The organism is Idiomarina sp. A28L (assembly GCF_000218785.1).
Classification (GTDB): domain Bacteria; phylum Pseudomonadota; class Gammaproteobacteria; order Enterobacterales; family Alteromonadaceae; genus Aliidiomarina.
Genome location: NZ_AFPO01000001.1, coordinates 1 through 26,331 on the forward strand (window position 1 = coordinate 1; position 26,331 = coordinate 26,331).

The 26,331-nt window shown below is 43.8% G+C and carries 25 protein-coding genes; 17 read left to right on the plus strand and 8 right to left on the minus strand.

Features of this window, described 5'->3' with window-relative positions:
• Positions 1 to 200 precede the first annotated feature (200 nt).
• The 12 genes from A28LD_RS00005 to A28LD_RS11760 all read left to right on the plus strand — a co-directional run bounded on the left by A28LD_RS00005 (position 201) and on the right by A28LD_RS11760 (position 11,944).
• Entirely contained in the window at positions 201 to 1,190 is a 990-nt protein-coding gene (locus tag A28LD_RS00005; RefSeq protein ID WP_007419000.1) for a S41 family peptidase, read from the plus strand.
• Positions 1,191 to 1,284: 94 nt separating this feature from the next.
• The gene (locus A28LD_RS00010) at positions 1,285 to 1,857 is read left to right on the plus strand and encodes an alpha-ketoglutarate-dependent dioxygenase AlkB family protein (RefSeq protein ID WP_007419001.1); all 573 of its coding nucleotides are present in this window, start codon (positions 1,285 to 1,287) and stop codon (positions 1,855 to 1,857) included.
• Between the two features lie 119 nt (positions 1,858 to 1,976).
• Positions 1,977 to 2,291: a BolA family protein gene (locus A28LD_RS00015; RefSeq protein ID WP_007419002.1), complete on the plus strand. Its 315-nt coding sequence runs from the start codon at positions 1,977 to 1,979 to the stop codon at positions 2,289 to 2,291.
• 70 nt (positions 2,292 to 2,361) lie between these two features.
• Positions 2,362 to 3,540 (plus strand): enoyl-ACP reductase FabV, encoded by a 1,179-nt coding sequence (gene fabV / locus A28LD_RS00020; RefSeq protein WP_007419003.1) that lies wholly within the window; start codon positions 2,362 to 2,364, stop codon positions 3,538 to 3,540.
• Positions 3,541 to 3,793: 253 nt separating this feature from the next.
• On the plus strand, positions 3,794 to 5,134 hold the full coding sequence (locus tag A28LD_RS00025) for a Na(+)-translocating NADH-quinone reductase subunit A (RefSeq protein WP_007419004.1): 1,341 nt from the start codon (positions 3,794 to 3,796) through the stop codon (positions 5,132 to 5,134).
• A gap of 2 nt (positions 5,135 to 5,136) precedes the next feature.
• Complete coding sequence (locus A28LD_RS00030) at positions 5,137 to 6,342, plus strand: NADH:ubiquinone reductase (Na(+)-transporting) subunit B (RefSeq protein ID WP_007419005.1); 1,206 nt, start codon at positions 5,137 to 5,139, stop codon at positions 6,340 to 6,342.
• Positions 6,332 to 7,087 (plus strand): Na(+)-translocating NADH-quinone reductase subunit C, encoded by a 756-nt coding sequence (locus A28LD_RS00035; RefSeq protein ID WP_007419006.1) that lies wholly within the window; start codon positions 6,332 to 6,334, stop codon positions 7,085 to 7,087. Before A28LD_RS00030 ends, A28LD_RS00035 begins: the two co-directional genes overlap by 11 nt.
• Positions 7,087 to 7,719, plus strand: a complete 633-nt coding sequence (locus tag A28LD_RS00040; RefSeq protein ID WP_007419007.1) for an NADH:ubiquinone reductase (Na(+)-transporting) subunit D — start codon at positions 7,087 to 7,089, stop codon at positions 7,717 to 7,719. The genes A28LD_RS00035 and A28LD_RS00040 overlap by 1 nt, the downstream gene beginning before the upstream one ends.
• A gap of 4 nt (positions 7,720 to 7,723) precedes the next feature.
• Positions 7,724 to 8,332, plus strand: coding sequence for an NADH:ubiquinone reductase (Na(+)-transporting) subunit E (gene nqrE, locus A28LD_RS00045; protein WP_007419008.1), 609 nt, complete (start codon positions 7,724 to 7,726; stop codon positions 8,330 to 8,332).
• Positions 8,333 to 8,374: 42 nt separating this feature from the next.
• Entirely contained in the window at positions 8,375 to 9,601 is a 1,227-nt protein-coding gene (nqrF, locus tag A28LD_RS00050; RefSeq protein ID WP_007419009.1) for an NADH:ubiquinone reductase (Na(+)-transporting) subunit F, read from the plus strand.
• Positions 9,602 to 9,802: 201 nt separating this feature from the next.
• Positions 9,803 to 10,036, plus strand: coding sequence for a (Na+)-NQR maturation NqrM (gene nqrM, locus A28LD_RS00055; RefSeq protein ID WP_007419010.1), 234 nt, complete (start codon positions 9,803 to 9,805; stop codon positions 10,034 to 10,036).
• A 102-nt stretch (positions 10,037 to 10,138) separates the two neighbouring features.
• On the plus strand, positions 10,139 to 11,944 hold the full coding sequence (locus A28LD_RS11760; protein WP_050795110.1) for an aminotransferase class V-fold PLP-dependent enzyme: 1,806 nt from the start codon (positions 10,139 to 10,141) through the stop codon (positions 11,942 to 11,944).
• A 59-nt stretch (positions 11,945 to 12,003) separates the two neighbouring features.
• On the opposite strand, the gene A28LD_RS00065 is transcribed toward A28LD_RS11760, so the two are convergent.
• Positions 12,004 to 12,957, minus strand: a complete 954-nt coding sequence (locus tag A28LD_RS00065; RefSeq protein ID WP_007419012.1) for a WD40/YVTN/BNR-like repeat-containing protein — start codon at positions 12,955 to 12,957, stop codon at positions 12,004 to 12,006.
• A 114-nt stretch (positions 12,958 to 13,071) separates the two neighbouring features.
• On the opposite strand from A28LD_RS00065, the gene A28LD_RS00070 reads away from it, so the two are divergent.
• Positions 13,072 to 14,118 (plus strand): chromophore lyase CpcT/CpeT, encoded by a 1,047-nt coding sequence (locus tag A28LD_RS00070; RefSeq protein ID WP_007419013.1) that lies wholly within the window; start codon positions 13,072 to 13,074, stop codon positions 14,116 to 14,118.
• Here the strand turns inward: A28LD_RS00070 and A28LD_RS00075 are convergent.
• Positions 14,093 to 14,893 (minus strand): S1/P1 nuclease, encoded by an 801-nt coding sequence (locus A28LD_RS00075; RefSeq protein WP_007419014.1) that lies wholly within the window; start codon positions 14,891 to 14,893, stop codon positions 14,093 to 14,095. The two genes, A28LD_RS00070 and A28LD_RS00075, sit on opposite strands and share 26 nt — an antisense overlap.
• Complete coding sequence (locus A28LD_RS00080; protein ID WP_007419015.1) at positions 14,877 to 15,629, minus strand: YciK family oxidoreductase; 753 nt, start codon at positions 15,627 to 15,629, stop codon at positions 14,877 to 14,879. Before A28LD_RS00080 ends, A28LD_RS00075 begins: the two co-directional genes overlap by 17 nt.
• Positions 15,630 to 15,839: 210 nt before the next feature.
• On the opposite strand from A28LD_RS00080, the gene A28LD_RS00085 reads away from it, so the two are divergent.
• The gene (locus tag A28LD_RS00085) at positions 15,840 to 18,254 is read left to right on the plus strand and encodes a VolA/Pla-1 family phospholipase (RefSeq protein ID WP_007419016.1); all 2,415 of its coding nucleotides are present in this window, start codon (positions 15,840 to 15,842) and stop codon (positions 18,252 to 18,254) included.
• A gap of 133 nt (positions 18,255 to 18,387) precedes the next feature.
• Positions 18,388 to 19,398 carry a protease SohB gene (gene sohB, locus A28LD_RS00090; RefSeq protein WP_007419017.1) on the plus strand — a complete coding sequence of 337 codons (1,011 nt, stop codon included), beginning with the start codon at positions 18,388 to 18,390 and terminating at the stop codon, positions 19,396 to 19,398.
• Positions 19,399 to 19,543: 145 nt separating this feature from the next.
• On the opposite strand, the gene A28LD_RS00095 is transcribed toward sohB, so the two are convergent.
• Together A28LD_RS00095 and A28LD_RS00100 are read right to left on the minus strand one after the other, a co-directional pair.
• Entirely contained in the window at positions 19,544 to 20,866 is a 1,323-nt protein-coding gene (locus tag A28LD_RS00095; RefSeq protein ID WP_007419018.1) for a dicarboxylate/amino acid:cation symporter, read from the minus strand.
• A gap of 186 nt (positions 20,867 to 21,052) precedes the next feature.
• The gene (locus A28LD_RS00100) at positions 21,053 to 21,652 is read right to left on the minus strand and encodes a Yip1 family protein (protein ID WP_007419019.1); all 600 of its coding nucleotides are present in this window, start codon (positions 21,650 to 21,652) and stop codon (positions 21,053 to 21,055) included.
• A gap of 148 nt (positions 21,653 to 21,800) precedes the next feature.
• Between A28LD_RS00100 and miaE the strand changes: the two genes are divergently transcribed.
• Positions 21,801 to 22,598 carry a tRNA isopentenyl-2-thiomethyl-A-37 hydroxylase MiaE gene (miaE, locus tag A28LD_RS00105; protein WP_007419020.1) on the plus strand — a complete coding sequence of 266 codons (798 nt, stop codon included), beginning with the start codon at positions 21,801 to 21,803 and terminating at the stop codon, positions 22,596 to 22,598.
• Between the two features lie 69 nt (positions 22,599 to 22,667).
• Here miaE and lpxH read toward each other — a convergent pair whose 3' ends face one another.
• The 3 genes from lpxH to A28LD_RS00120 all read right to left on the minus strand — a co-directional run bounded on the left by lpxH (position 22,668) and on the right by A28LD_RS00120 (position 24,779).
• Positions 22,668 to 23,405 (minus strand): UDP-2,3-diacylglucosamine diphosphatase, encoded by a 738-nt coding sequence (gene lpxH, locus A28LD_RS00110; RefSeq protein WP_007419021.1) that lies wholly within the window; start codon positions 23,403 to 23,405, stop codon positions 22,668 to 22,670.
• Positions 23,406 to 23,412: 7 nt separating this feature from the next.
• Positions 23,413 to 23,910: a peptidylprolyl isomerase gene (locus A28LD_RS00115; protein WP_007419022.1), complete on the minus strand. Its 498-nt coding sequence runs from the start codon at positions 23,908 to 23,910 to the stop codon at positions 23,413 to 23,415.
• Positions 23,911 to 24,005: 95 nt separating this feature from the next.
• On the minus strand, positions 24,006 to 24,779 hold the full coding sequence (locus A28LD_RS00120) for a TIGR00730 family Rossman fold protein (RefSeq protein WP_007419023.1): 774 nt from the start codon (positions 24,777 to 24,779) through the stop codon (positions 24,006 to 24,008).
• 149 nt (positions 24,780 to 24,928) lie between these two features.
• Here A28LD_RS00120 and cysS point away from each other — a divergent pair, with 149 nt between their 5' ends.
• A complete protein-coding gene (cysS, locus tag A28LD_RS00125; RefSeq protein ID WP_007419024.1) occupies positions 24,929 to 26,311 on the plus strand; it encodes a cysteine--tRNA ligase in 1,383 nt (460 codons plus the stop codon).
• Positions 26,312 to 26,331: the final 20 nt, after the last annotated feature.

Genomic DNA, 26,331 nt, shown 5'->3' on the forward strand with positions numbered 1-26,331 from the left:
CATGTCGGAGTGCTCTAGTTTTGGTTAGATCACTGCAGGCTCTGGGTGAAGCCAGCTTTTTTCAAATTGTAGAATAGCAAATCTAGGTTTAAGAACGCTCAGACATCTATTGGGGTCTCACTCCACTAAAAGATTAACTATCGAATAAACTTTGCTGATCCGTTAGGATTCATGAATAGATTTCTTTGTGGATAAAATTGATGTTTAAATCATTTATGCGGCTCGGAGTCGTGATTATCTTTCTCCTTTCGGGTTGCCAATCAACGGAAGTTCAAAACTCAAATGCCGAACGTGCTGACGTCTATGAGATGTCGGAGGATGCGATTATATACTTATCTACAGGTTTTGAATTTATTCAAAACTCAGCATTAGAGAGAGAAAACGTAGATTGGAATGTTTTACGTGAGGAAGTATTTCGTGAGGCCTATGGAGCTATAGAGGTAGCCGATACATATCCAGCTCTTAGAATGACTATAGCTCGACTCGACGACCAGCATAGTTACTTACATACTAGTCGTGATATTCGGCGAAACCAAGAAACAGTAAATTTACCGAGAGGCGAGCAATTAAGTAGAGGTATATCGTTATTAGCGATTCCAACTCATGTTGATCAAAGCTACGCGGCGTCACGTAATTATATCTTAGTTTCGCATCGTATAATTCGTGAAGAAAAAGCATCTTGTGGCTGGGTTATCGACTTGCGTGGGAATCGAGGAGGTAATCAAGATCCGATGATCGTTAGCTTAGCGCCATTTCTACCAAAGGAGCTCGATAGTTATGTTTGGTCACCTTCCAATGGTGTTGGCAATCTTTACAATAGTTCTTTTGCAGCCAATGGTCCGTTTTCAAATTTATTTCGCACATCGAAACGGCTTCCTCACTATCTTAAAGATAAGCCAGTCGCGGTTTTAATTGATGGAGATACAGGGAGCTCAGGTGAGTCAACATTGCTTCAATTCTTGGGCAGACCAAATACTAAAGTTATAGGTTCAAGAACTAGCGGGGCGAGTACAAATATTCGAGTACTGCACATGAGTGATGGGGCAATTCTCGGGGTGGCTGATAGCTACTTTGTGGATCGGAGGGGCGAAGTTTATAGACGCGGTATTGAACCAGATATAGAACAAGGTGACCGCGATGCTGTTGATGTTGCAATTGCTTGGTTAGGGGAATTTCATCAATGCTTATGAGTGCGTAATAGATTTACTTAATTTTATATTGTTTTGGGTGAATTGATAAATACGAATTTTAAGACCTGGCAACGTAATATATGGATGCAAGAATTTGAAAATACCTCTCAATGATGCAGAAGTTGAATATATATCGGAATTCTTTAGCAAGAACGAAGCAGATCGCATCCAATCCGCATTGTTAGAGGAACTATCTTGGCATCAAGGTGATGTTTATGTGTTTGGCAGATGGCACAAAACACCTCGTTTGCAAGCCTGGCATGGTGAGAAGGAGCTAGTTTATCGGTATTCAGGAAAATCACTTACCGCTGAACCGTGGTCGCCTACGTTGAATGAAATACGAAATAGGCTAATGGAGTATGGCTTTAAGCCTAATGCTGTTCTTGCGAACCAATATCGAAATGGCAGCGATAAAATGGGTTGGCACAGTGATGATGAACCTGAGCTTGGGGTTAATCCAATAATTCTTAGTTTGAGCTTCGGTGCTCAAAGGGATTTTGATTTTCGCCACAAAAAAACTAAAGAAACATACCGTATTCCATTAGAACACGGCAGTTTGTTAATTATGAAAGGCTCTACGCAGCGTTTTTGGCAGCATCAACTTCCGGCAAGAAAACGCGAGAATGCCACGCGTATAAACTTAACTTTTCGGTCGATATTCTCTTAATGTTATTCTGCGTTTGCGCTAAGAATTATTTTTATTTAATCATAAGGTATCCACCCGCAGGTATATGTAAAATCACTAACCTAATCGAAATAATCACGCCGAACAAGGGGTATAGCATCATGGTAACAGTGCAGGCTGTAATTGAATCTAAGCTTCAAGAAGCGCTCAACCCTTCTTATTTATTGGTAGAAAATGAGAGCCACATGCATGGTGGCAGCGCTTTGGAATCCCACTTTAAGGTAACTGTTGTGGCTGATGCTTTTAATGGCCAACGGCTGTTACAACGCCATCGCATAATCAATCAATTATTAGCTGAGGAATTGAAGAGCTACATTCATGCATTGGCTATGCATACTTACACGCCTACAGAGTGGGATAACGTGGAGCAGCCACGTTCTTCTCCCGATTGCCGCGGCGGCAGCAAGCACATCTGATGTGTGATGCGGCTTCTAATCGGTTAGAATAGATTTAATTTCTCAGTAACAACGAATAGGAACGTGGTTCATGGTTATTCATCCAAAGATTCGAGGCTTTATTTGTACTAATGCTCATCCTATAGGATGTGCCGAAAATGTGCGTCAGCAGATCGCTTACATTAAAAAGCAAGCTCCAGTTACCAATGGACCTAAACGGGTTTTAGTTATTGGTAGCTCTACCGGCTATGGTTTAGCTTCTCGCATTGCTGCGGCATACGGTAGTGGCGCAAAAACGCTAGGCGTTTGTTTTGAAAAAGAGCCTACAGAACGGAAAACTGGCACAGCAGGCTGGTATAATACCGCTGCATTTCATAATTTCGCAAAAACGGATGGCCTCTACTGTCACACTATCAATGGCGATGCTTTTTCCGATGAAATAAAAGCGCAAACCATTGCCCAAATAAAAGAAGATTTGGGACAAATTGATTTGGTTATTTATAGCTTAGCGTCACCGAAGCGAAAAGATCCAGAGACAGGTGAAGTATACAGCTCGACGTTAAAGCCAGTAGGCGGTTCTTATACAACTAAAACATATGATACCGATAAAGATTCGGTGCACGAAATTAGCTTAGATCCTGCTAACGACGATGAAATTGCCCAAACCATTAAAGTAATGGGTGGACAAGATTGGGAGCGTTGGATTGACCAACTTCACGCTGCTGGTGTTCTTGCTCAAGATTGCCAAACTACAGCTTACACTTATATTGGTAAAAAGCTCACTTGGCCCATTTATGGTCACGCAACAATTGGTCGAGCGAAGGAAGATTTAGATCGGGCAGCGGCTAATTTGCGTAGTAGTTATAGTGATGTAAATTTAAGTGCATGGGTATCTTCGTTAAAAGCGCTCGTTACCCAAGCAAGTTCTGCGATTCCAGTAATGCCCCTTTATATCTCATTAATTTATGGCGTAATGAAAGAAGAAGGCACTCACGAGGGCTGTATTGAACAAATTTATCGTTTGTTCACCGAAGGCCTTTATACTGATTCGCCAAGGTTAGACGAAGCTAATCGATTGCGCATGGATGGTTTGGAAACTAACGAAGCAACGCAAGCGAAAATTGAGGCTTTGTGGAATCAGGTAACGCAAGAGAATTTTCATGAGCTTGCTGATTACAAAGGTTACCACTCTGAGTTTTTACGGTTGTTTGGGTTTGGCATTGAAGGTGTTGATTATGATGCAGATGTTGAACCGCAGGTAAGTTGGTAGTAGGGCATTACAGAGTTACCTAGTTTCAACGGAAGCCAATTAAATTTATCGATTGGCGTGGCCTGTATTAACAAAAAACTGTACAATATGGCGCTGGAAGTTACTAGGTAACTTAGTAGGAACCGGGTAAATGCCGGGATACACTGCGTATTGAGCTATTAATTCCTTATAAATCAGGTGTTTACAGCCGCTATGCCGTTATCAAAAACGAATTGAGCTTTCAATCTTCCCTAAATTGGTAGTGCAAACGCGTATGATTACGATAAAGAAAGGTTTGGATATCCCTATTGCGGGAGCTCCGCAGCAAAGCATTGAAGATGGCCCAGCCATTAAACACGTTGCTATCCTTGGCGAAGAGTATGTGGGTATGCGCCCAACCATGTCTGTCCAGGTCGATGACCGGGTTAAGAAAGGTCAGGTTCTTTTTGAAGATAAAAAGAACCCGGGTGTAAAATTCACTGCTCCAGCCGCTGGTGTAGTTAAAGAAATTAATCGTGGTGCAAGACGAGTTCTGCAATCAGTTGTTATCGAAATTGATGGTAATGAGCAAGAAACGTTTGCGAAATACGATGAAGGTAAATTACTGCAATTAAGCCGTGAAAACGTTCAACAAAACCTAGTAGATTCAGGTTTATGGACAGCCTTCCGTACACGCCCATATTCAAAATCTCCTGCACTTGATTCTGAGCCCAAAGCGATTTTCGTTAATGCTATGGATACAAATCCATTAGCAGGCGATCCGCTTTTAGCTATTCAAGAGCATGCCAAAGATTTCAGTAACGGTTTAAAAGTTATTAGCCGGTTAACTGAAGGCAAACTGTATGTTTGCACCGCGGCTAATGCAGATATAGATTTCGATTCTGCGCCAGTATCCCACGAAACATTCTCTGGTGTTCACCCAGCTGGTAATGTTGGCACTCACATTCACTTCCTCGAAGGCGTGAATATGAGCTACCAGGTGTGGCATTTGAACCCACAAGACGTGATTGCTATTGGTAAACTATTCACAACTGGTGAGCTGTTTACGGACCGCGTTGTAGCCCTTGCAGGCCCGGGTGTAAAAAACCCTCGTTTATTGCGCACTCGCCTTGGTGCCAATCTTGATGAACTCAGCTCTGGCGAGTTGATTTCGGGCAAACAACGTATTGTTTCCGGTTCAGTATTGAACGGCCATAAAGCATCAGGGCCACATGCGTTTCTTGGTCGGTTTCATAATCAAGTGTCTGTTATTGAAGAAGGTGATGAAAAACTTCTATTTGGTTGGATTTGGCCAGGTAAAGAAATGCATTCAATCACCCGAGCTTATACTGGGCATCTACGTCCTAAGAAGTTATTCAATATGAATGCTTCAACAAATGGTTCAGATCGTGCCATGGTACCAACAGGTAACTATGAACGCGTAGTGCCATTGGATGTTATCCCAACTCTGTTGTTACGTGATTTGTGTTCAGGCGATATTGAAAGTGCACAAGCTTTAGGTTGCTTAGAATTGGACGAAGAAGATTTAGCTCTGTGTACCTATGTGTGCCCTGGCAAATACGATTTCGGCCCATTGCTACGTAGTTGCCTAACCACGATTGAGAAAGAGGGCTAAACATGAGCTTAAAAAATTACATTGAGCGTCTAGAGCCAGAGTTTGAACCGGGTGGTAAACACGAAAAATGGTATGCGCTTTACGAAGCGGTAGCCACAATTCTATATACACCGGGTAAAACCAACAAAGGCACTACTCACGTTCGCGATAACATCGATTTGAAGCGCATCATGATCTTCGTTTGGATGATGACCTTCCCAGCGATGTTTTATGGCATGTACAACGTTGGTTTTCAGGCTTCTTTAGCTGTAGCTGAAGGCTATCAACTAGCCGATATCTGGCAAGTTGGGTTGTTCCAAATGCTCGGTGGGGAATTAGGCGCTGATGCCGGTTGGGGTAGTATGATGTGGTACGGAGCTTGCTTCTTCTTACCTATTTATGCAGTTACCTTTGCGGTTGGTGGTTTCTGGGAAGTATTGTTTGCTTCTATCCGTAAACATGAAGTTAATGAAGGCTTCTTTGTAACATCAGTTTTATTTGCGTTAACGTTGCCAGCAACTATACCGTTGTGGCAAGTAGCTTTAGGTATCACCTTTGGTATCGTGATTGGTAAAGAAATATTCGGTGGAACAGGCCGTAATTTCTTAAACCCAGCACTTACCGGCCGCGCGTTCTTATACTTCTCATTCCCAGCAGCGATTTCTGGTGATCAAGTGTGGACAGCGGTAGATGGTTATTCAGGTGCTACTCGTTTAACCGACGCGTTTAATGGTGCTCTTGATTATGCCGATATGGGCGCATGGATGGATGCATTTATTGGCCGTATTCCTGGTTCAGTAGGTGAGGTGTCTACTCTAGCTATCTTAATTGGTGGTTTAGCGTTGATTTACTTCCGAATTGCATCATGGCGGATTGTTGGCGGGGTGCTCATCGGTATGATCGCATTCTCAAGCCTTCTTAACCTGATCGGTAGCGATAGCAATGCAATGTTTGCCATGCCTTGGTACTGGCACTTAGTTGTAGGTGGTTTAGCTTTCGGTATGATGTTCATGGCAACAGATCCGGTTTCTGCCTCGTTCACCAACCAAGGTAAATGGGCTTACGGTATTTTGATTGGCTTTATGACCATAATGATTCGTGTGATCAACCCCGCTTTCCCAGAAGGGATCATGCTTGCGATTTTGTTCGCGAACGTGTTTGCGCCATTGTTTGACCACTTTGTTGTACAGGCCAACGTGAAGCGGAGGGCGTTACGTCATGGCAACTAAAAATGATACGATCGGCAAAACATTTACGGTAATAATATTGCTGTGTTTAGTATGCTCTATCGTTGTTTCAGGTGCAGCTGTTGGTTTAAAAGAACGCCAACAAGCGAATGCAGCGTTAGCTAAGCAAGGCAATATTCTCTCTTCAGCTGGTATTAACTTTTCCGGTCGTGGAGCTGAGGTAGTGTTCGCCGAGCGGGTAAAAGTATTAAGTTACAATCATCAATCAGGTGAAGTTACTTCTTATGCTTCGTTACCAGCAATGGAAACTGCTTTAGTAGAATCTAGTGCAACTTCTGTTCAAAACAGCGCTGGTGTTCGCGATATGCGTGCAGAGCTTCCTGTATTTGCTATCCAGGGCGAAGATAATGACGATGTTCAATCGTATGTTATTGACGTTCGTGGTGCTGGTCTTTGGGGCATGATGTACGGTTTTGTTGCTCTTTCTTCTGATGGCCAAACTATTCAGGGTCTCAATTTCTACGACCACTCGGAAACTCCGGGATTAGGTGGTGAAATTCAGAACCCTCGTTGGGCTGGTCGCTTTGAAGGTAAGAAAGCGGTTGACGAAGACGGTAACGTAGCAATTCGTGTTGTGAAGGGTGCTAATGCAGACAACAATGAAGTAGATGCACTTTCTGGTGCAACCATTACGAGTAACGGTGTTGATAACACGTTTCAGTTTTGGTTGAGCGAAAAAGCTTACGGTTCGTTTTTAACGAAGCTGCGTGAAGAGGGAGCAATTTAATGGCTAGCGCAAAAGAAATGAAATCGGTGCTATTTGGGCCAATCTTAGCCAATAACCCCATTGCACTGCAGATTTTAGGTGTATGTTCTGCTCTAGCAGTTACATCTAAACTCGAAAATACCTTAGTAATGTGTATCGCACTTACGTTTGTATTGGTTCTTTCGAACGTATCGATTTCGATTATTCGAAATCATATTCCTTCGAGTGTTCGGATTATTGTGCAAATGACTATTATTGCCAGTTTGGTAATCGTGGTTGATCAGTTGTTACAGGCTTACGCTTATAACATCGCACAAGAGCTATCGGTATTCGTTGGTTTGATTATCACTAACTGTATCGTAATGGGCCGGGCTGAAGCATTTGCTATGAAAGAAAAACCAGGAATGGCTTTACTTGATGGCTTAGGAAATGGCTTAGGTTACTCTGTGGTGTTGTTAACAGTAGCATTCTTCCGGGAACTTTTTGGTTCTGGTAGCTTATTTGGTTTACAAATAATGCCACTCGTTACTGAAGGTGGTTGGTACACGCCAGTTGGTTTGTTGGTGTTACCACCAAGTGCATTCTTTATCATTGGCGGATTTATTTGGGTACTTCGTACTTTCCGCCCTGAACAAGTAGAAGCGAAGGAGTAAGGTTATGGAACACTATATAAGCATGTTCGTCCGTGCAGTGTTCATTGAGAACCTTGCATTATCATTCTTCTTGGGGATGTGTACATTCCTCGCGGTTTCTAAGAAAGTTACTACGGCTATCGGCCTTGGTGTTGCAGTAATTGTTGTGCTTGGTATCTCGGTACCTATCAGTAACCTTGTTAACACCTTCGTACTTTCGCCTGGCTCGCTTCATTGGGCTGGCTTTCCAGACGCTGACTTGAGCTTCTTGAGATTCCTTACTTTTATCGGGATCATTGCAGCCTTAGTTCAGATTTTGGAAATGGCTTTAGATAAGTACTTACCGTCGCTTTACAACGCGCTCGGCATTTTCTTGCCATTGATTACAGTGAACTGCGCAATCTTTGGTGGCGTGTTGTTCATGGTAGAACGTGATTACAACTTCACTGAGAGTATCGTATACGGTATAGGCAGCGGTGTAGGCTGGGCTCTAGCGATAACATTGTTAGCAGCGGTACGTGAGAAGCTGAAATATGCGGATATTCCTGATGGCCTTCGTGGCTTGGGAATTACCTTTATCAGCACTGGTTTGATTGGTTTGGGCTTTATGTCGTTCTCTGGCGTATCCCTGTAACCCTCAGTTCACAGAAGTAGTGGGAATATAAGGAACTAGTCGATGCAAGAAATATATCTCGGCGTGGGCATGTTCACCGTTATTGTACTTATTTTGGTTGTTGTAATTATTTTTGCAAAATCAAAGCTTGTACCATCAGGTGATGTCCAGATCGTTATTAATGACGACGAAGATAAAACGATTACAACCCAACCAGGTACTAAGTTACTCGGGGCCTTAGCAAATGCGGGTATCTTTGTATCTTCAGCGTGTGGTGGTGGTGGTTCGTGTGGCCAATGTATCGTTCACATCAAAGAGGGTGGTGGTGATATTCTACCAACCGAGCGCGATCATATTTCACGTGGTGAAGCTCGCAAAGGAGCGCGTTTATCTTGCCAAGTGAATGTTAAACAGAACATGAAAATTGAACTCGAAGACGAAGTTTTCGGGATCAAGAAATGGGATTGTGCCGTACGCTCTAACGATAACGTAGCTACCTTCATTAAAGAATTAGTACTTGAGATTCCAGATGGCGAATCGGTGCCGTTCCGTGCAGGTGGTTATATCCAAATCGAAGCACCAGCGCATCATGTGAAGTTTAAAGACTTCGAAGTTGATGAAGAATATCGCGGTGATTGGGAACGTTTTGGCTTCTTTAACTTAGAATCAAAAGTTGATGAAGAAGTTATCCGTGCTTACTCAATGGCTAACTACCCAGAAGAGTTCGGTATCATTATGCTGAACGTGCGAATTGCTACGCCGCCACCAAATGATATGACGTTGCCACCAGGCCAAATGTCTTCATATATCTTCAGCTTGAAGAAGGGTGATAAGGCAACAATTTCTGGCCCATTCGGTGAATTCTTTGCGAAAGAAACCGAAGCAGAGATGGTATTTGTTGGCGGTGGTGCTGGTATGGCGCCAATGCGTTCACATATCTTCGATCAGTTACGTAGATTGAACACGAAGCGTAAAATGTCGTTCTGGTATGGCGCACGATCAAGACGCGAAATGTTCTATGTTGAAGATTTCGATATGCTAGCTGATGAAAATGAGAACTTTGATTGGCATGTAGCGTTATCAGATCCAACTCCTGAAGATAATTGGACTGGCGATACTGGTTTCATTCACAACGTTTTATTTGAACGTTACTTGAAAGATCACCCAGCTCCAGAAGATTGCGAGTTTTACATGTGTGGTCCACCGGTAATGAACGCAGCCGTTATCAACATGCTCAAAGAGCTGGGCGTGGAAGATGAAAACATCATGCTTGATGATTTCGGCGGCTAAATCTGTATTTGCTTACTAACTTGCGTTAGCGCAAAGATGTGAAAAAACAGACGCGAAAGGACAAAAAGCTAGCCTAATAATGGCTAGCTTTTTTTTTGCTAACTCGCAAGAGCAAGCAGGGAGATAATGAACGGTGAAAAAATTTCTTTAACGCGGTATAATAATGAGTATTCGCAAAGTATTTGCTGAGAGGTGGTAAAAATGGAAACCTTGATTTTAGCGTTCGTTCTGATGCTTATTATTGTTGCTGGAATGGCTATTGGGTTCTTGATACAGCGCAAAACCATTTCCGGTAGCTGCGGTGGTATTGGTGCTTTGGGTATGGAAAAGGCCTGTGATTGCGATGATCCATGTGATGATAAAAAAGAACGTATTGCCGCCGAAGAAGAGCGCAAAGCCAAAGAAGAAAGTTGGCAACAAAATAGAATTCACTAATTTTTATGATAAAAGAGGCGCTTGGCGCCTTTTTTATTGTCCGTAACTCTATATAATTAATTCGTATAAGTTATTCTTTTCTGGAGTATTGAAGTGCTTTACATGTGCGTGCCTGAAATTTTTCTTGATGCCAATGCAACTACACCTGTTCTACCTGAGATTTCTCAAATAATGCAGCGTTTGTGTTGTAATCAGTTCGGTAATCCGAGTAGCTCACATTTAGCCGGCGCAATGCCTAAGCGAATCATCGCCGATGCGCGCAAGGCCGCTGCGCAAGTGTTCAATGTGGTAGATGGACGCTTTATCTTCAACAGTGGTGCAACCGAGGGAATTAACACTGCCGTGTTATCCGTGTTGGCGGAATATACAGGGCAAAATAGAAAAAATGCTATTCTATTATATGGTGCTACTGAGCATAAAGCAGTGCCAGAGGCATTGAAACACTGGAATCATGTGTTAGGTGTTAACGCTGAACTGTTGGCTATTCCAGTTTTGGCTGATGGAGCTCTGGATATCCAATTTATTGCTAAACATGCTCCGAATGCTCTCATTCTTTGCACTATGGGTGCGAATAATGAAACTGGAGTTATTCAAGATTTACAGGCAATCGCTCGGGCGATTGGTGGCAAAGATAAGCAACTACCTTGGTTAGTCGATAGTGTTCAGGTGCTGGGTAAAGTTCCGTTAGATTTAGGTGCGTTGCCTATCGATTACGCTACCTTTTCTGCCCACAAACTCTATGGTCCGAAAGGAACGGGCTGTTTATTCATCCGTGAAGGAGCACCTTATACGCCATTGCAGCATGGTGGTGGGCAAGAGCATGGAGAGCGCGGTGGTACTGAAAACGTAGCTGGGATAGCCGCATTAGCACGTATTTTCGATTGGTTGCTTGATCCGCAGCAAAGCCCTTTACAAGCCATGGATACATTAGCGGGTTATCGAGAAGAATTATTGCTTGCGCTAAAAAACCTTTTCCCTAATTTAGTTTTGAACCAACCCTACCCAGAAAGCTTACCAACGACTATTAATTTCTCAGTACCTGGGTTTGAATCCGGAAAGATTATAGCCATCTTTGATTCAGCTGGCATTCGTGTAAGTGCGGGTTCAGCGTGCAGCAAGGGAAAGCCGCAAAGCTTTGTATTGAAAGCAATGGGCCTGCCTGATTGGCAGTGCGAAGGCGCTATTCGTTTGTCGTTTGGGCCAGCATCGAGTGCTGAATTTATTCAAATGGCAGCTGCGCGGATTAATGCTATGGCAGATAGATTAAAAAACTTAGATGAAGCAGAAAGGTCGGGCCTGTGGGTTCCAGACCCATTAAACGTTGGTTTTGCTGTGTACGCAGATGAAACTTCGAAAAGCTTATATTATGTTGGTAATCGAGATAGGGTAAAAACTTGGTTAAATTCTTATTTTTCAACGGATGAGTGGAAACAGCAATTACTTTCCGAGGGAGAGCACAAGTTTGCAGATTTCACTCTAAAGATTAGCGAAACCGGGGATTTTTGCATCTCCCACGAAAAGTTAGGGCGTGCATTGTCATTTAATGACAGCGGCGTAATTTTATCTAGTGAGTATTTAGAAAACGTAGAAACGATCGCGCCGGAAATCGTAAGTTCTGGTGAATATAGTTTTTTAGATGTACGCGAACCATTGGAAACTTGCATGCAAGAGGCTCCAAAGTTTGGTGCTGGCGGTTGGGTAAGCCAACGTGCAGATTGGTGCCGTTTAGCCTTAGAGTTTGAAGGGAACACAGCAAACCAACCCGTGGTAGCTATTTGCCGCTCAGGAGGCCGCAGCCTCTCGGTTGCAGCACTTGTTCGAGCAGCTGGTGGGCCTAATGTTCTATCTTGTGAAGGCGGTGTAACTGACGTTGTTCATTTTCTAGCAGCAAAAGAATCGGTGATTTAAAAAACCAGCTTTAGCGTTCAGATTTCAAATTTCATTAGTTCATGGTTTGGCGTTACCAATCAGCAATTTGAGCTCTCAGTGCAAGCAATTGCGAGCGCGCCGCTCTCAGCTGCTAATGCCCAGCTTTGCCCGAAATTAGCGGATTTATAAATACCGGAAGTATTTCCAGTGATAAGCCACTTATCTGTTTTAATTAATAACGTTAATGGCCCCGTTACCGGCGGGGCTGCAAGTTCAGTAAAAGAACCTTGTTCATACCGATATAATTCTGCGGGGCCATCTTCCGGCCCACCAGACATAACAAAATCACGCGCGCCAACTACCGCTACCGCATGAATGCCACTCCCTGCTCCAGCGGTTAATGGCGTGTTCTCCACTTGAAACCGTAATGACGGAGCCGATTTGTATATAAGTCGGGCTTGTGTTGCATCTTTTGTACCCATAACCCAGTAATTTTCCGAATACTTTACGCAATTGCCAATCTCACTTGCACTTTCTCCGATCATCGAGCGCTCAGTAAAACCGCTACGTGTGCTCATCCAATTACTATTATTTGAGCTGCGAATAACATGCCAATTTTCTTGAATAGATTCACCAAGAATCCAGCCTTCTCCATTAGGAATCATATCGAAACAATGAAGGTACTCATCGCCATTAGCACGATACAGAGTGCTCCAACTAAAGCCTGCGTTGCGGCTTTGTAATAATCGGCTACGTTCACCGCGGCCGCTAGAAAGCACAAACGCATGGCGCTCATCATGGGCAATAATTTGGCGGATATTTAAATTTGTGCTACGCCCACCGGGCGTAGAAGTACTCCAGTTTGCACCAGCATCGGCGGTAACAGCCACTTTCCCGTCGCTACTCCCAACCCAGATGGTGTCTGCATCTACCACATAGATGCTACTCCAAGGCGCCGTTGGCAATTCGCTGCCTTCGGTAGCGAAAACGGAAGTGTTGTAGGCAATTAGAGCCAATGGTAAGAGAAAATATTTTCGTTTTAAAATAGCCATAGTTGCTTTTAATTCCTGTTACAGAGACAAACCCCGCCTGTGTTATAGTAGCGCTAACATACCATATAAAACCGTTTGATACTTTTTAACTAACGGAACGAATAAGGCTGTATTGTGAATCCAAACATTATTAAATCTTCGTTAATTCTTTTATTTTTTTCACTGAACTTTACTTCGCTATCAGCTATCAGTGCTGATTCCCCTGAGGAACTCGCCACACCAGCGCCAAGTGCTTCCGCGAAAAATACCAGCGTTGTGCAGTTATCAACAGAAGAGCAAAAGGATAAACTCGTTAATTGGCTTACAGCCGAGTTTTCAAACTTACGATACGTATTCCAATTTGGACCAATTGGCGGATACCCTCCGGTTTTAATGCGCCAAGAGCAAGTTGAGTTGTTCGATAATGAAACAGCATTGGTAGTTGCTCAAAGTTGGCTAGCGGCTCCAAACCAGGTATATCGCAAACATTTATATCGGTTTCGAATTCCCCGCCGAAGTAATGAAATTGTTCAGGATATTTATTCAGTTCCTCTTGATTTTGCCGGAGCGCTAGCCAGTGAGGATGGCCTTTCACAAGAGCTTGAGTTGTTGATTGGTTGTAGTATTCGTTGGCAAGCCACGGAAACTGGTTTTGAAGGATATAGAGATGGCAATCGATGTTCGTTTCGCAATGAGGATAATCAAGTAGTTTCTTGGACAACACATTTAACCCTAAACCCCCTTGAATATAGCGTAGCGGATACTGCATTTACTGATGATGGTGAGCAATTACTTGGTGATATCGATGGTAAAGCTCTGGTGGTTAATCGTATCCGCTTTTTTCAAGCTGAAATTGGCTATTTACCAGCTGGAGCGAATGCTGATGATTTGCAGCAATGGATGGTAGCGGCACCACAAAGGCCTTTGCATGACCACGAACAGCGGATTCCGTTATTGAGCTCTGAGGACGGCCTGTTTCTTGGTCATGAAGTGCAGTTAATAAGTGATTTAAACGATTCAGAGAAGTTACAGCTGAGGCTTTATCGGCAAACGGAAGACGAGCCTATGTTCCAAGTTGAAATGGAATATATGGGTGAAGGGAAGTGGAGCGCAACCGGTGAGCGATTGCGCATCCAAATATCGAAGGTGGATTCAGTTACTGAGCTGCTGCCGCAGCATTGATAATCATAGCCATGCGCTGTGCAGAACGAATTAGTTGTTGTTCCACGATTGGCCGTGCTTGGTTGAAGTAAGTTTCTCCAAGTTCGGCGTTATCTTCAAGATCAGCATAGGCGTATGTACGAGCTAGTTCATTCGATTCGCTCGCCCAATCAATTAAAGCGGCATCCCAATCAGTGTTGCTAGGGTGCGCAAGTGGGTTGAGGCTTGCTTGTTCAACTGGCCCAGGCATCAAATCCATACCTCGAATCATAATGCTATCCCAAAGCCGATGTAGGTTCATTTCTGCACCAAAGAAAGTAACGCGAATATCATTTCCCCCACGATCTTTCTGATAGCCAAGATGTAGCGGCTGATGCATATCGGTGATCCAGTGCGAAAAGGTACGCAACGCTTCCCCTTGAGCTTGAACAGTTTGGCTGCTATCAAACATAACTTCGATATCATCCATAGCGGCACCTACAATACAGCGGCGGTTAGGACAATCACGTTGCATATCAAATTTAGATTCTGTTGGCGGAATGTTTGCGTAATGTAAAGGCCCCAGCCAACGCCCTTCTTCAGAGCCTCGAACTCGATCTGCCCAAGTGGTTACTTTTGAAAGTGATTCCTCATCAACCACTTGTAAGCGCTCGCTTACCCACTCTTTTGCTTCAGGCGTGAGGTATTCCCAAGCTAGGGCGCCGATATACTCATGGCCTTGAAATCCCCAACTCATCACGCGAGCGGGGATAGCGATTAATAGGCCAATAAAAATTATACTAACGAGTTTGCGCATCAACTGATTCTCCTGTGGTGCCGATACTGTCATCACACATAAAATACAAATAGGTGGGCATTAAATCAGCTGGTGTTTTCAATTTCGTGACATCTTCCGCAGGGTACGCACGAGAACGCATGGCTGTTCTGGTTGCCCCTGGATTGATAACGTTTACTCGCAAGGTGGATTTCTCGTACTCATCAGCAAGCACTTGTGCCATACCCTCGGTGGCAAACTTCGATACCGCATATGGCCCCCAATGAGCCCGGCCGGTTCTACCTACACCAGAAGATGTAAACACCACCGAGCCAGATGGAGCGGCAAGTAATGCGGGTAATAGAGCTTTGGTCATCATGAATTGTGCGGTTACGTTTACTTGCAAAATATCGTTCCAGGTTGGTAAATCGATATGTGCGAAGGGCGAGAGTACCCCAAGCATTGACGCGTTATGCAGCAAGCCATCGAGTTTACCAAATTGATCTATAATTGTGGCAGCCATATCACGGTAATGGCTTTCGGTGGCGCCCTTCATGTCGAGAGGAATAATTGCAGGCTCGGGGTTACCGGCAGCTACGATTTCATCGTAAACTGCTTCGAGTTTTTTCGTGGTGCGGCCCAAGAGGATAACAGTGGCGCCGTATTTGGCATAGGTTAATGCAGCTTCGCGGCCAATGCCATCGCCAGCACCCGTAACTAAAATAACTTTTCCAGCGAGCGTATTATCGGAAGCCTGAAAATCTTGATAATTCAACATAATTGCAACTTTAAGTAGGTTGGTATGTTCACTAAGTTTACCTGTTATTGTAAATTAACTCAGCAGAAGATCTAAATCTCAACGAAAATTCTTTAATTATCATTAGCAGAAGTGTATAACTTTCTGTTAACGTCTTGTGAACCATCGGTTAAACTCTAGCTTCCGCGAAGAGTAGCCTAGAATTAGAACAACAAGGATTGGGGAAACCTCATGAAAAAACTGTTTCTGACATTAGCAATTACTTCAGCGCTGGGCCTTACTGCCTGTATGCCTGACGGTGAAGATGCTCAAGTAACTCAAGAAGAAGTACAAATTCCTTTCGCGCGGGTTGCTTTTGATCCGGGCGCCGGCAACTTACCAGTACCAAGTGATATTCTGCTTGGCGGTACTACCGATGGTACTTTGAACATTCCAGTGCCAGATGCTACCGATTTTGGTAATCCTCAGAACGCTATAAACGCATTAGATGGTTGGTCAACGGCCATGCCATTAACATTTGGTTTCACATTGCCAGATGATGTAAGCATTGATGGTGCATCAGTTGCAGCAGCAGGTTCGGTGCGCGTATTTAAAGTAGTAATGGGTGCTGACACTCGTGATGCCGATTGCATCACTGCTCCCGCGGGTACTGCGTGTAAGTTCGTAGGTGAATTACAGCATGGTGAAGATTTCACGGTTGCATTTAGCGGCGGCCAGGTACAAGTAATTCCATTAACGCCTTATGAACCAAAAACAGGTTATATTGCCGTTCTTACCGATCGTATAAGTGATAACTTGGGCCGCTCAGTGCGTCCATCATCAACTTATTACCTTTTGAGTAAGCCATTGGCTACAGATCCAATTGGCGGCGCTCAAGAACAGCAGCTCCAAGGTATTATTAACAGCCACTTGGGTGTTCTTGCGCAAGGTGGGGTAAATACAGAAAACGTAATTTATAGCTCTGGTTTTACTACACAATCGATTGGCGATGTACTTGATGTAACCAAACAGATGTTGCTTAGCGAAGCATTGCGTCCATCAATGACTTCAATGCCTACTGGCCGAACTGCAGCTGATCTATTACAAATACCTCCACAAGCAGGGCAATCGTTCTTTGTTGCCAGCGCGGCTCAAATTCATGTAGGGCAGGTTACCTTACCTTACTACAGTGGTATTCCTTCAGCGGAAAACCCAACAGCACCATTATCTGAGAGTTGGAATGCAGGCTTTGTAAGCCCCATTTCTATAATCTTAGGCGTGCGGTCAGGTGATGTTACTGTTGAAGATTTGGTGGCTCTTGGTATCGATCCAGCCGATTTGGCGAACCCAGCAAGCCTAGCAGGACAAGTTACTTATGAAGCAGCTGAAGGCACTGCGTTAGCGCAAATGGATCGCTTCCGCCACTTAACCAAATATAATCCGATTCCACGCCCTACAACAGTTAATGAAGTACCATTAATGATGTCGGTGCCAGATGTCGCCACAGTTAATGCTGTGCGCGCGCAACTCGGGTTAGATCCAATTACGATGCCAGCTGATGGTTGGCCTGTAGTTATCTTCCAACATGGTATTACCGGAGAGAAAACTAACTTCCTTCCAATCGCTGGTACATTAGCGATTTCTGGGCATGCGGTTGTAGCCATCGATCATCCGCTTCATGGTGACCGTGGATTTGAAATTGAAAATGCCAGCGGCGATGTGGTTCGTGTGATCAACGCTACTACCGGTAAAGGTGGCTCGGCAACTGATTACTTGAACTTAGCGAGCTTACTAACCGCGCGTGATAATTTACGCCAATCAGTGGCTGATTTGTTGGGCTTACGCGTTGGTTTGAACTTCTCTTCAGCCGCGGCTGGCGGTTTGATTAACCCAGCTGACGTGAAATTTGTTGGCCATTCATTAGGTGCCATTGCTGGTACAAATTTTGTGGCGGTAGCAAATAGCCCGTTATCTGGTGATTTAGCGCAGGCGCAAGGTTTATTCCAAGTGCAACAAGCGGCTCTTGGTATGCCGGGTGGTGGTATTGCTCCATTCCTAGTTGCTTCTGAGCGCTTCGGGCCGGTAATTGGTGGGCAGATTGCATTCCAAGCATTCCCTGTGTTCCAACAGTTCGCCGTACAAGAAGCAACTTCAGAAGGTATTAATCCACAATCACAGGCGTTTCTTGATTTCTTGCCTGAAGCTTACACCCGCTTTTATGCTGGTGGCGTAGCATCAGCAGCAGATCAAGCAGCACTGCAGGCTACGTTGGCGCAGTTCCAATTTGCAGCTCAAACAGTTGTAGATTCGGGTGACCCGATTAACTTCGCGGCACGTGTACGTGCTACTGAAACGCCTGTTTACCTGATTCAGGCAAATGGCGATAAAGTTGTGCCAAATAGCACACCGCATCCACTTGGCGGCACAGCTCCGCTTATTCGCGAGCTGGGTTTACCAATTGCAACTGCGGCGATGATGTCGGAAGATCCTATCAGTGCAGCAGCTCGCTACGTTGGTGCTGGTCATTCATCGTTGTTGAATCCAGCCGATGCTGATGCCAACCCAGAAACAGCTGGCGCTATTACTCAGAACATGCAGCAATCAATTGGCTTCTGGTTCGAAAGCCATGGTCGTGTTTTGAATATTTCAGCTGATTTAGTAAATTAAGCTTAAATACCTTTCGGGGTGTAACGTTACTCCGCTACCTTAGTGGCGTAACAAATATAAAAGGCCAGCTTTTAAAGCTGGCCTTTTGCTTTACAATATATAGCTTGAACCATACAAAATAGGTTAAAACATCATGCTAGAACTTCTCGGTGAATATGGAATTTTTCTTTTAAAAGTGGCCACGATTGTTATAGGGATTATGCTGATACTAGGTATGATTATCAATTCTGCATCACGGCAAAAGAAACACTCAGGTGAGTTAAAGATTGAAAATTTGAGTGAGAGCTTAAAAAAGATCTGTGAGCAAATGAAGTTAGAAATGCTCAGTGACAAAGAACGTAAAAAAGCAAAAAAGGCAACGAAGAAAGCAAAGGCTAAAGAAGTATTTGATAAACGTGTATTCGTAATTGATTTTAAGGGCTCAATGGATGCTCATGAAACTGAATCGTTACGGCGTGAAGTAACGGCTATTTTAGCCATCGCTGATGTGGATAAAGATGAAGTGCTATTGCGCTTGGAAAGCCCAGGCGGTGTTGTGCATGGTTATGGTTTAGCAGCGGCGCAACTTAAGCGATTACGTGATAAAGGTTTAAAGCTCACTATATCTGTAGACAAAGTAGCGGCTAGCGGCGGCTATATGATGGCATGTATTGGTGATCGGATAGTTGCAGCTCCGTTTGCCGTTTTAGGTTCGATAGGCGTTCTGGCACAAATACCTAACTTCCATCGTCTGTTAAAAAAGAATGATATTGATTTTGAACAAATTACGGCTGGTGAATATAAGAGAACGCTTACTTTGTTTGGTAAAAACACTGATAAAGGCCGAGAGAAATTTCAGGATGACATTGAAAGCATTCACGGATTGTTTAAGGATTTCGTGCAAGAACACAGAACTGGTTTAAATATCGATGATGTTGCTACCGGTGAAGTTTGGTATGGCCAAGCTGCTTTGGATAAAGGCTTAATTGATGACATAAAAACGAGTGATGATTTGCTGCTTGAAGCGATTGATCGAGCGCAGGTGTTTAAAGTTACCTATAAAGAAAAAGCCAAATTATCGGAACGCTTCACCCAAGGGGCTCAAAGCTCTATTGATCGCTTAATTATGGACTGGGTGCAAAGAAGTAAGTTGTGGCGCTGGTGAGCTTTATAGAAGCCAATAGAGGCATTAAAAACGCGAGTGAACAATGCTCCTGATTATAATAATGTTGAATTGGTAATAATTAACAAGAAAAAAGCCCAGCATTTTTTAATGCTGGGCTTTTTATTCGCCAAGGTGTTAAATCTTATTACTTGGCTCTATCTGATTCGCCGCCCTGCAAGGTGCCATCGGCGTTCAACCCGGCGTCTGGGTCGTTGTAAACATCAATATCGAATTGATCTTCTGATTTACCAACAATGGTGGTTACCATTGCATCACCGGTAATATTGACCGCGGTTCGGGTCATATCTAGCAATCTATCTACACCGATAATCAAACCAATAGCTTCTACTGGCAAACCAACTTGTTGCAGCACCATCGCGAGCATAATTAACCCAACACCTGGCACACCGGCAGTGCCTATAGAAGCTAAGGTGGCTGTTAGGATAACCATTAAGTATTGCTGCATGGTTAAATCGATACCATAGAGTTGCGCAATAAATACCGTTGCAACACCTTGCATGATCGCCGTGCCATCCATATTAATGGTTGCGCCTAGTGGAACAGTGAACGAGGCTATTTTATTATCAACACCTAGGCGCTTGGTTGCAGTACGTAATGTAACTGGAATTGCGGCATTACTGCTGGATATACTAAATGCAAATATCTGGTTACTTAGCATTTTGCGGATAAATATAACTGGGCTTAAGCGGGTAAGTGCACTCAGAATTGCTGGGTAAACAATGAAGCCGTGCACCAGCAAAATAACGAGTACAGTAACAAAATAAACTGCAAGGTCGCCAAGCAATTCGCCTAACCCCAAATCAGCAAAGGTGCGAGCAAGAAGCGCGAATACACCATATGGAGCTACTTGCATCAAGATCATTACTAATTTCATGATCACGGCGTTGATATCTTCAAAGAAATCTTTTAAGCGTTCGCCGGGCTTACCTACTAACGCCATAGAAATACCGAACAGTAGGGCGAATACAATAATTTGCAGCATATTGCCTTCGGCTAAGGCATTAATGGGGTTGCGCGGCACCATATCGATAAGTACATCAACGAAACTTGGTGCCTGCTGAGCCTCGAAGGTAACATCTTGGTCGGCCATTGAACCGCCACTACCTGGCTTTACGATTGATGCTACTGCTAGCGCTATACTTACCGCAATACCGGTTGTGAATAGGTATAGCAGCAGTGCTTTACCTCCAATCCGCCCAAGTTTGCTCGGGTCACTCATTGAGCACGTACCTACCACTAGTGATACAAATACCAATGGCACTACTAACATCATTAAGCTGGTAATAAAGAATTCGCCAACTAGGCGTAAAATGCCATCAACTAGAATCAACTTGATCCAAGAATCGGGCGCACCGCTGATTAGGGTATTGAGGATTAGGCCAAATAAGATACCGGCAAACATACCGATTACAATTTTACCGGTGAGGCCAATTTTTTTAAGCTTCATAGGAATGTCCTGAAAGTTATTTTTATATCGGCGTAGCCTACCAGAGAAGCATGCAATGCCAAAGCTCGACACGGTAAAAGGCATGGATTAAAAGAGGAGCATCAGCTCCTCTTTGGTGTTGTTTCATGCTTTTTTACTAAATGGGCGCTAAAAAAAACACGTGCCACTATGTTAAATTATTTATGGTTAGCCAACAAAGGTTGGGAAGAAACCGTTGGTCCAGGCTATAGCGGTACCTGCCATGAGCACTACCATTAAAATTAATCCAGCAGTAACTACAGAGCTTGCGTAAATGAACCCGCGTTCTTCAGGAATGTGCATCAAAATAGGTACACCTGAGTAGAGGAGGTAAACTGAATAAGCAACGCCGGCTAAGAACACCATAGAAACAAACCACAATTCAGGATAAAACGCAGCAACGCCTGCCATCAGTACAGGTGTTGATGTGTAAGCTGCGAGCTCTAATGATTGAGTAAGTGTAGGCTCGGCACCAAAGGTTTTTGCCATCCAGTGAATTAAATAGGATAGTGCAAAAACGCCAGCAATGATGCCAACATACATTGCAATAGCCATTGCAATGGCGCTATTTTGAGTAAGGTAAATACTTTCGCGAGCACCTATACTCCAGCCTAAATGCGCGGAGGCGTAGTAGGCTACTAGGCAAGGTATTAGTGCAACGAGTAAAATATGCGTGAGTGAAAAGCGTAAGCTTTCGTGGCGTTGATCAATGGTTTTCCATTCTTCTACAGGATGAGCGTAGAGACCCCAGATATGATTTAGTATCATTTTTATTTCTCCTTGGAAGCCGCAGCTCCGGATGCCTTTAAAAACCACAATGGTTATAATGCATTATACGTGCGGAATTCGTATTTAAATCAAGAATGAAAGGTTCTGAACAATATCTGCTCAGATTCTTTTGTTATAAAGTAGTTATGTGGTGAATGTGAAATTACTAAACAATTATCAGGATTTGTTGAATCCAATACACAATTTTTTACTGTGCAAAACACCGAACAAATGGATTGAGCAAGCCTCTGATCCACAAAAACTTCCGTTACTTCTTACCGATCATCTGCATTGTGAGCTGAAAGCCGCGCAAAGTGCAGGATTATTATTGCGCCGTTATGTTGTTGATGATGAAACATCTCAGCAAATTTTACAGTGGTTAGAACCTTATGAAACCCGAGTGTATCGCGGTCACTTATTGAGCAGTGATGATGTAAATATAAATGCAAATAATAAAAAAAATCAGCAAGTACCGCGGCTACAAATTAAAAAAGGTGAAGTTTGGCAGCATGAATTGCTCAGCAGAATGGTTTTACTGATGAAAGAAGAGCTTCATCACTTTGATCAGGTGTTTAGTATTATTGAAACGAATCAAATTGAATTGCAGCCCACTACAGCCGCGCGCTATGCAGCCGGCATGCTGCGTCATATTAGGGGCTCTGAGAAGGGTGGCTTAGTAGATAAGTTGATTATCGGTGGTATCATAGAGGCACGCTCTTGTGAACGTTTTGCTGCCTTAGTTCCCCATTTGCCGGAATCGATAGCACGTTTTTATGTTTCTTTATTACGCTCCGAAGCCCGGCATTTTGAAGATTATCTCACGCTGGCGCAAATGGTAGCGGGCGAAGATATTGAAGTTCGAACTCAGGAATTTTTGCAGATCGAAAGGGAGCTCATTGAAAGCCCTGATAAAGTACTGCGTTTTCACAGTGGCCCAGTTATGTAGGACTGTATTTGTGATGAACTCGGTTATGTGGGTATCGGGTTGCAAGTGGGCACTCACTGCTGAGTAATATTAGCGTTGAACGAGAGGCTGGCTTTTTAGCTCGAAATCGCCCGCACTAATTTCTAGGATAGAACCTTGCTCATACCAATCACCCAATACTATTCGAGTTTTCTCGATACCGTTTACAGTATGCGAATGAATAGCAGGTTGATGTGTATGGCCATGAATCATTAAATCTGCAGAGGTTTCTTTCATCAACGCTATTACGGCATCATCTTTAGCATCGTATTTTGTAAGCTGCTCGGCACTCAATTGCTTGTTTCCAGAGCTGTTATCACGCAGCTTAATTGCCAGCCAACGGCGCCAAGAAAGCGGCAAATTTCGAGCGAGTGCAAGCAGCCATGGGTGGCGAATCACTTTTCTAAATCGTTGGTAGCTAACATCATCTGTACACAGCGTATCACCATGTAAAATAACGGTGCGGCGGCCATACAAATCAATTACTGAGGGTTCAGGCAGAATTTCTACCCCGGTTTTCTCAGCAAATTGCTTACCGATTAAAAAATCACGGTTGCCATGAATGAAATAGCAGGGGATTCCGCTATCGGTAAGCGCTTTTAATTCAATTTGAATTTGGCGATGAAACAGAGTGTCATCATCATCGCCAATCCAATACTCGAGTAGATCGCCGAGAATGTATACTACATCACTTTGGCGTGCCTCCGTCTGCAAAAAATTAATGAACAAACCAGTAATGTCTGGGCGTTCGGCGCTTAAATGCAAATCGGAAATAAATCGAGTAGTCATTGAAAGCTTATTTGTTCACAGTTGTTTTAGTGATCACAACATCTTCAACAGGCACGTCTTGGTGAAAGCCCGCAGAACCGGTTTTAACCGTGCGAATTGCATCTACAACATCAAGCCCAGAAGTTACTTCGCCGAACACACAGTAACCCCACCCGTAGGAATTTTCGCCAGTGAAATCTAAACCATCGTTATCACGCACGTTAATAAAGAACTGTGCAGTAGCAGAATGCGGGTCGTTAGTACGAGCCATGGCAAGTGTGCCTCGCTTGTTCGATACACCATTATTCGCTTCATTCTTAATAGGTGCTTTTACTTCTTTCTGCTGCATGCCAGGCTCAAAACCGCCGCCTTGGATCATGAAACCATCAATAACGCGATGGAAAATGGTGTTTGCATAAAAACCATCTTCCACATAAGAAATAAAGTTTGCCACTGTTTCTGGGGCTTTATCAGCAAAAAGAGTGATTTCAATATCACCCATGGTGGTGTGAAAAGTTACGTTCATAATGTATTCCAATTTAATCCGTGAATGAGCCGCTTAAAATTGATTAAGCGGCGATATTGTAACGGAAATCCGTGATATTAGGTACTTTGCATTCCCTAAGCGGGTGTTTCTTGATGAAGTGAAAGCAAGATAGGCTTAATTTCGTTCCACGCTTCATCTACTGAATCAACTAAATGATAAAGCGCTAAATCTTCAGCATCGATTAAATTATGCTCTGCTAGTAACTCTAGGTTAATAAGGCCATTCCAAAAGTTTTTGCCATACAGGAAAACTGGAATGCGCGGCATTTTTCCAGTTTGGATAAGCGTAAGCGTTTCGAACAATTCATCTAGGGTACCAAAACCGCCGGGGAAAACGATAAGGGCTTTTGCTCTTTTTAAAAAGTGCATTTTGCGCAAAGCAAAATACTGAAAGTTGATACTATGTTTTGCCGCAATAAATGGGTTCAAACGTTGTTCATGAGGCAGCGCAATATTGAGCCCAATACTCGGATGGCCAGCGTCATGTGCACCGCGGCTGCTTGCTTCCATAATGCCCGGGCCGCCCCCCGTTATCAGCCGAGTTTGAGTTAGCCCGTTACTCTCAATATATTTACCAATTTGAAAAGATAACGCGCGAGCTTGTTGGTAGTAGGGCGACATTGATTCACATGGATTTTGTTTATCACATTGTTCGGGTTCAGGAATTCGGGCGCTGCCAAAAATGGAGATAGTGTGCATTACATCTTCTCCATTAAAGGTTTCTTCAGCAAGCATCCATTCGGTTGCTAAATGCTCGGCACGTTGCATTTCTAGTTGCTGTGCTTGCTCACTGATAGTGATATCGGGTTCGTTCGCTTCTTTCACTCGATTAAATACATTCGTTGCCATGAAACTGTCCTTATCCACTGCATGATTCTGTGTTGCGTTCTATACGGAATTCTAAGCTTAATTCTCTGCTGAAAATATGGCTTGATACTGGTAGTATAAGCCCTTTCTAATCTACCGTAACGTATGAATCACAGCGAGAATTTAAAATAATGCTAAAGCTTTATAATTCCCTAACCCAGAGAAAAGAAGAATTTAAACCAATTCAAGCGGGTGAAGTGAAGCTCTATGTCTGTGGCGTTACTATTTATGATTTATGCCACATCGGCCATGCTCGTACTTATGTAGCTTTCGATGTAATAGTTCGCTATCTGCGATATCTCGGTTATCAGGTTACCTTCGTGCGTAATGTTACCGATGTTGATGATAAGATTATTCGCCGTGCGGCTGAAAACAACGAAAGTATTGATTCAATAACCGAACGCTTTTTGGGTTACATGCATGACGATTTCCGAGCGTTAAACCTCGTAGAGCCAGATATCGAACCGCGCGTAACTACGCACATGCAAGAAATTATTGATTTGGTAGCCCAGCTAGTTGAGAAAAAGCATGCCTATGTAGCTTCCTCAGGCGATGTGTTGTTTGATGTATCAAGCTTTCCTGAATATGGCCGTTTGAGCGGGCAAAATCTTGAACAATTGCAGGCTGGCGCTCGCGTGGCGGTAACCGAAGGCAAACAAGATCAAATGGATTTCGTGCTTTGGAAGCGTGCGAAAGCTGATGAACCGAGCTGGGAATCGCCGTGGGGCGCTGGCCGGCCAGGTTGGCATATTGAGTGTTCAGCAATGAATGGTAAGCACCTTGGTAAACACTTTGATATACATGGTGGTGGCTCAGATTTAATGTTTCCACACCACGAAAACGAAATTGCCCAATCGTGCTGCGCCCATGATACCCCGTATGTAAATTACTGGATGCACACGGGAATGGTGCAGGTAAACCAAGAGAAAATGTCGAAATCACTTGGCAACTTCTTCACTATTCGTGATGTATTGGCGAGTTATGCGGCTGAAACGGTTCGTTTTTTCTTATTATCAGGGCACTACCGCAGCCAGCTAAACTACTCTGAAGCGCATTTAGACCAAGCCCATGCAAGTTTAGAGCGTATTTACACAGCAATGCGCGGAATAAACGCAGAAACGGCTTCTGCCTCTGTTAGAGAGAGCTATGAAGCCCGGATTCGGGAAGCGTTGAACGATGATTTCAATGTTCCAGAAGCAATGTCAGTTATTTTTGAAATTACCCGGGAAGTGAATCGTCAGCGTAGTGAAAACAAATCATTGGCAGCTGAGCTGGTTTTCCTGTTGCAAGAATACGGTGCGATTTTAGGCATTCTCCAACAGCAACCGGATGAGTTTTTAAAAGGTTCAGAAGATGATTCAGAAGTTGCGAAAATCGAAGCGTTAATCGAGCAACGTAATTCGGCCCGTGAGGCCAAGGATTGGGCTGGTGCAGACGCTGCGCGAGATGAATTACAAGCGCTCGGAATCGTTCTTGAAGATACTGCCGAAGGTACGCTCTGGCGTCGTCAATAAGTAGCAGTAAAAGCATAAAA

Bases quoted from the DNA above. Each gene is read 5' to 3' on its own strand.
- A28LD_RS00005 (WP_007419000.1), top strand. From the start codon at position 201: ATGTTTAAATCATTTATGCGGCTCGGAGTCGTGATTATCTTTCTCCTT.
- A28LD_RS00015 (WP_007419002.1), top strand. From the start codon at position 1,977: ATGGTAACAGTGCAGGCTGTAATTGAATCTAAGCTTCAAGAAGCGCTC.
- fabV (WP_007419003.1), top strand. From the start codon at position 2,362: ATGGTTATTCATCCAAAGATTCGAGGCTTTATTTGTACTAATGCTCAT.
- A28LD_RS00025 (WP_007419004.1), top strand. From the start codon at position 3,794: ATGATTACGATAAAGAAAGGTTTGGATATCCCTATTGCGGGAGCTCCG.
- A28LD_RS00030 (WP_007419005.1), top strand. From the start codon at position 5,137: ATGAGCTTAAAAAATTACATTGAGCGTCTAGAGCCAGAGTTTGAACCG.
- A28LD_RS00035 (WP_007419006.1), top strand. From the start codon at position 6,332: ATGGCAACTAAAAATGATACGATCGGCAAAACATTTACGGTAATAATA.
- A28LD_RS00040 (WP_007419007.1), top strand. From the start codon at position 7,087: ATGGCTAGCGCAAAAGAAATGAAATCGGTGCTATTTGGGCCAATCTTA.
- nqrE (WP_007419008.1), top strand. From the start codon at position 7,724: ATGGAACACTATATAAGCATGTTCGTCCGTGCAGTGTTCATTGAGAAC.
- nqrF (WP_007419009.1), top strand. From the start codon at position 8,375: ATGCAAGAAATATATCTCGGCGTGGGCATGTTCACCGTTATTGTACTT.
- nqrM (WP_007419010.1), top strand. From the start codon at position 9,803: ATGGAAACCTTGATTTTAGCGTTCGTTCTGATGCTTATTATTGTTGCT.
- A28LD_RS11760 (WP_050795110.1), top strand. From the start codon at position 10,139: ATGTGCGTGCCTGAAATTTTTCTTGATGCCAATGCAACTACACCTGTT.
- A28LD_RS00065 (WP_007419012.1), bottom strand. From the start codon at position 12,957: ATGGCTATTTTAAAACGAAAATATTTTCTCTTACCATTGGCTCTAATT.
- A28LD_RS00075 (WP_007419014.1), bottom strand. From the start codon at position 14,893: ATGCGCAAACTCGTTAGTATAATTTTTATTGGCCTATTAATCGCTATC.
- A28LD_RS00080 (WP_007419015.1), bottom strand. From the start codon at position 15,629: ATGTTGAATTATCAAGATTTTCAGGCTTCCGATAATACGCTCGCTGGA.
- A28LD_RS00085 (WP_007419016.1), top strand. From the start codon at position 15,840: ATGAAAAAACTGTTTCTGACATTAGCAATTACTTCAGCGCTGGGCCTT.
- sohB (WP_007419017.1), top strand. From the start codon at position 18,388: ATGCTAGAACTTCTCGGTGAATATGGAATTTTTCTTTTAAAAGTGGCC.
- A28LD_RS00095 (WP_007419018.1), bottom strand. From the start codon at position 20,866: ATGAAGCTTAAAAAAATTGGCCTCACCGGTAAAATTGTAATCGGTATG.
- A28LD_RS00100 (WP_007419019.1), bottom strand. From the start codon at position 21,652: ATGATACTAAATCATATCTGGGGTCTCTACGCTCATCCTGTAGAAGAA.
- lpxH (WP_007419021.1), bottom strand. From the start codon at position 23,405: ATGACTACTCGATTTATTTCCGATTTGCATTTAAGCGCCGAACGCCCA.
- A28LD_RS00115 (WP_007419022.1), bottom strand. From the start codon at position 23,910: ATGAACGTAACTTTTCACACCACCATGGGTGATATTGAAATCACTCTT.
- A28LD_RS00120 (WP_007419023.1), bottom strand. From the start codon at position 24,779: ATGGCAACGAATGTATTTAATCGAGTGAAAGAAGCGAACGAACCCGAT.
- cysS (WP_007419024.1), top strand. From the start codon at position 24,929: ATGCTAAAGCTTTATAATTCCCTAACCCAGAGAAAAGAAGAATTTAAA.